This is a genomic window from Oleiphilus sp. HI0132 (assembly GCF_001635845.1).
Map to the genome: position 1 here is coordinate 1 of NZ_LWGJ01001467.1, position 2,413 is coordinate 2,413.

Sequence of the window (2,413 nt, forward strand, 5' to 3'; positions counted from 1 at the left end):
TGTTACTCCTTGGGGTGTACCTACTAAAGGCTATAAAACTCGCAAGAACAAACGCACTGACAAGATGATAGTACGTCGTCGGTCGGCTAAGTAATTAACTAAGAGGGTTACGCTGTGCCACGTTCTTTGAAAAAAGGTCCATTTATAGACCTTCATTTATTGAAGAAAGTAGAAACGGCTCTGGAAAAAGGTGACAAGAAACCAATTAAGACTTGGTCTCGTCGTTCAACTGTTTTTCCTGAGATGGTAGGCCTGACTATTGCGGTTCATAACGGACGTCAACACGTTCCTGTTTATGTAACCGAAGATATGGTTGGTCATAAATTAGGTGAATTTGCTGCAACGCGTACTTATCGGGGTCATGATGCCGATAAGAAAGCGAAGCGATAATTCTGAGAGGATATTGAGATGGAAGTAGCTGCAAAGCATAGAGGTGCTCGTCTATCTGCTCAGAAGGCACGTTTGGTAGCAGATCAGATCCGAGGAAAGGGTGTAGAAGAGGCGTTGGAAGTTTTAACTTTCAGCACTAAGAAAGCTGCAGCCCTTATGAAGAAAGTGTTGGAGTCGGCTATCGCAAATGCAGAGCATAACGATGGTTTGGACGTAGATGAGCTTAAAGTTTCAACAGTATTTGTTGATGAAGGCCCAACTATGAAACGAATCCGACCACGTGCGAAAGGTCGTGCTGATAGAATATTCAAGCGCACCTGTCATATCACGGTCAAAGTGGCCGATAACTAGGAGATACTAAGATGGGTCAGAAAGTACATCCTACTGGTATCAGACTGGGTATTGTGAAAGACCACAACTCCGTTTGGTATGCAGAGAAAGGTGATTACGCTAAGTACTTGCTAAACGACATTCAGGTACGTGAGTATTTGATGAAAAAGCTTGAAAGAGCGTCAGTTAGCAAGATCACTATCGAGCGACCAGCTCAGAACGCTCGTGTGACAATTCACACTGCGCGTCCTGGTATCGTAATCGGTAAGAAAGGCGAAGATGTTGAAAAGCTTCGCAAAGAGATTGGCGAAATGATGGGGATTCCGGTTCACATCAATATCGAGGAAATTCGTAAGCCAGACTTGGATGCTAAGTTGGTTGCTGCAGGTGTAGCTAGCCAATTGGAACGTCGTGTTATGTTCCGTCGTGCAATGAAGCGTGCAGTTCAAAATGCAATGCGTCAAGGTGCGAAGGGTATCAAGATACAGCTTGGTGGTCGTTTGGGTGGTGCTGAGATAGCTAGAAGTGAATGGTATCGTGAAGGTCGTGTGCCTCTACATACATTGCGTGCAGACGTTGATTACTCAACGCATGAGGCAAATACCACTTACGGCATTATTGGCGTTAAAGTTTGGATCTTCAAGGGCGAGATTCTGGGTGGTATCGAACAGGTACGTGCTGAGAAGAAAGCTACCAAGAAGAAAGCTGCTAAGTAAGGGGCCAAGTAATGCTACAACCAAAACGTACCAAATTTAGAAAAATGCAGAAAGGCCGTAACCGCGGTCTGGCTCAGCGCGGTGCAAAGATAAGCTTCGGCGAATATGGTCTTAAGTGTACCGATCGCGGGCGTATTACTGCACGACAGATTGAGGCGGCTCGTCGTACGATCTCTCGAAAAGTTAAGCGTGGTGGTAAGATCTGGATCCGAATTTTTCCTGACAAGCCGATTACGCAAAAGCCTTTAGAAGTTCGTCAAGGTAAAGGTAAAGGTAGTGTTGAATATTGGGTTGCCCAGGTTCAGCCAGGTCGAGTTTTATTCGAAATTGAAGGTGTGCCGGAAGAGCTGGCGCGTGAAGCATTCGCTCTTGCAGCTGCAAAATTACCTGTTTCGACAACCTTTGTTGAAAGGACGGTGATGTAATGAAAGCAAGTGAATTAACAAGTAAGTCTGTAGACGAGTTGAATCAGGATCTTCTTGGTTTGCTTAAAGAGCAGTTTAACTTGCGTCTACGCAAGTCTACTGGTCAGTTGAATCAGTCTCATTTACTTCGTCAGAATAGACGCGACATTGCACGCATTAAAACTGTATTGACGCAAAAGGCAGGTGAATGATTATGACTGATACTGCACAGAACACAGCTCGTACCTTAAATGGTAAAGTTGTTAGTAACAAAATGGATAAGTCAATCACTGTGATGATTGAGCGTCGTGTAAAGCACCCAATCTACGGTAAGTACGTTAAGCGTTCTACCAAGGTACATGCTCACGATGAGAATAACGAATGCAACATCGGCGATGTAGTAACAATTCAAGAGACGCGTCCTCTTTCGAAGACAAAGTCTTTCACGTTACTAAACATCGATGAAAAAGCATCTAACGTTTAACCCCTGGTAAGGTTTGGAGAACAACGATGATTCAGACGGAAAGTATGCTAGATGTGGCCGATAACAGCGGTGCGCGTCGAGTAATGTGT

Annotated in this window: 7 protein-coding genes and 1 pseudogene; all 8 read left to right on the forward strand. The window is 44.6% G+C overall.

Features of this window, described 5'->3' with window-relative positions:
* Positions 1-94 (forward strand): annotated as a pseudogene (locus A3766_RS29870) (50S ribosomal protein L2); the annotation flags it as partial.
* A gap of 20 nt (positions 95-114) precedes the next feature.
* Entirely contained in the window at positions 115-390 is a 276-nt protein-coding gene (gene rpsS, locus A3766_RS22650; RefSeq protein ID WP_068508516.1) for a 30S ribosomal protein S19, read from the forward strand.
* Between the two features lie 12 nt (positions 391-402).
* A complete protein-coding gene (rplV, locus tag A3766_RS22655) occupies positions 403-741 on the forward strand; it encodes a 50S ribosomal protein L22 (RefSeq protein WP_368664608.1) in 339 nt (112 codons plus the stop codon).
* An 11-nt stretch (positions 742-752) separates the two neighbouring features.
* A complete protein-coding gene (gene rpsC, locus A3766_RS22660; RefSeq protein WP_068508520.1) occupies positions 753-1,436 on the forward strand; it encodes a 30S ribosomal protein S3 in 684 nt (227 codons plus the stop codon).
* Between the two features lie 11 nt (positions 1,437-1,447).
* The gene (gene rplP, locus A3766_RS22665) at positions 1,448-1,861 is read left to right on the forward strand and encodes a 50S ribosomal protein L16 (protein ID WP_068508522.1); all 414 of its coding nucleotides are present in this window, start codon (positions 1,448-1,450) and stop codon (positions 1,859-1,861) included.
* Positions 1,861-2,052, forward strand: a complete 192-nt coding sequence (rpmC, locus tag A3766_RS22670; protein WP_068508532.1) for a 50S ribosomal protein L29 — start codon at positions 1,861-1,863, stop codon at positions 2,050-2,052. The genes rplP and rpmC overlap by 1 nt, the downstream gene beginning before the upstream one ends.
* 2 nt (positions 2,053-2,054) lie before the next feature.
* Positions 2,055-2,324: a 30S ribosomal protein S17 gene (gene rpsQ, locus A3766_RS22675; RefSeq protein ID WP_068508559.1), complete on the forward strand. Its 270-nt coding sequence runs from the start codon at positions 2,055-2,057 to the stop codon at positions 2,322-2,324.
* Between the two features lie 26 nt (positions 2,325-2,350).
* The coding region (locus A3766_RS32770) for an uL14 family ribosomal protein (protein ID WP_197479690.1) at positions 2,351-2,413 on the forward strand (63 nt) is incomplete at its 3' end.

Excerpts from the sequence above, each read along its gene's own strand:
- rpsC (WP_068508520.1), top strand. The coding sequence starts at position 753 with ATGGGTCAGAAAGTACATCCTACTGGTATCAGACTGGGTATTGTGAAA.
- rpsQ (WP_068508559.1), top strand. The coding sequence starts at position 2,055 with ATGACTGATACTGCACAGAACACAGCTCGTACCTTAAATGGTAAAGTT.
- rpmC (WP_068508532.1), top strand. The coding sequence starts at position 1,861 with ATGAAAGCAAGTGAATTAACAAGTAAGTCTGTAGACGAGTTGAATCAG.
- rplP (WP_068508522.1), top strand. The coding sequence starts at position 1,448 with ATGCTACAACCAAAACGTACCAAATTTAGAAAAATGCAGAAAGGCCGT.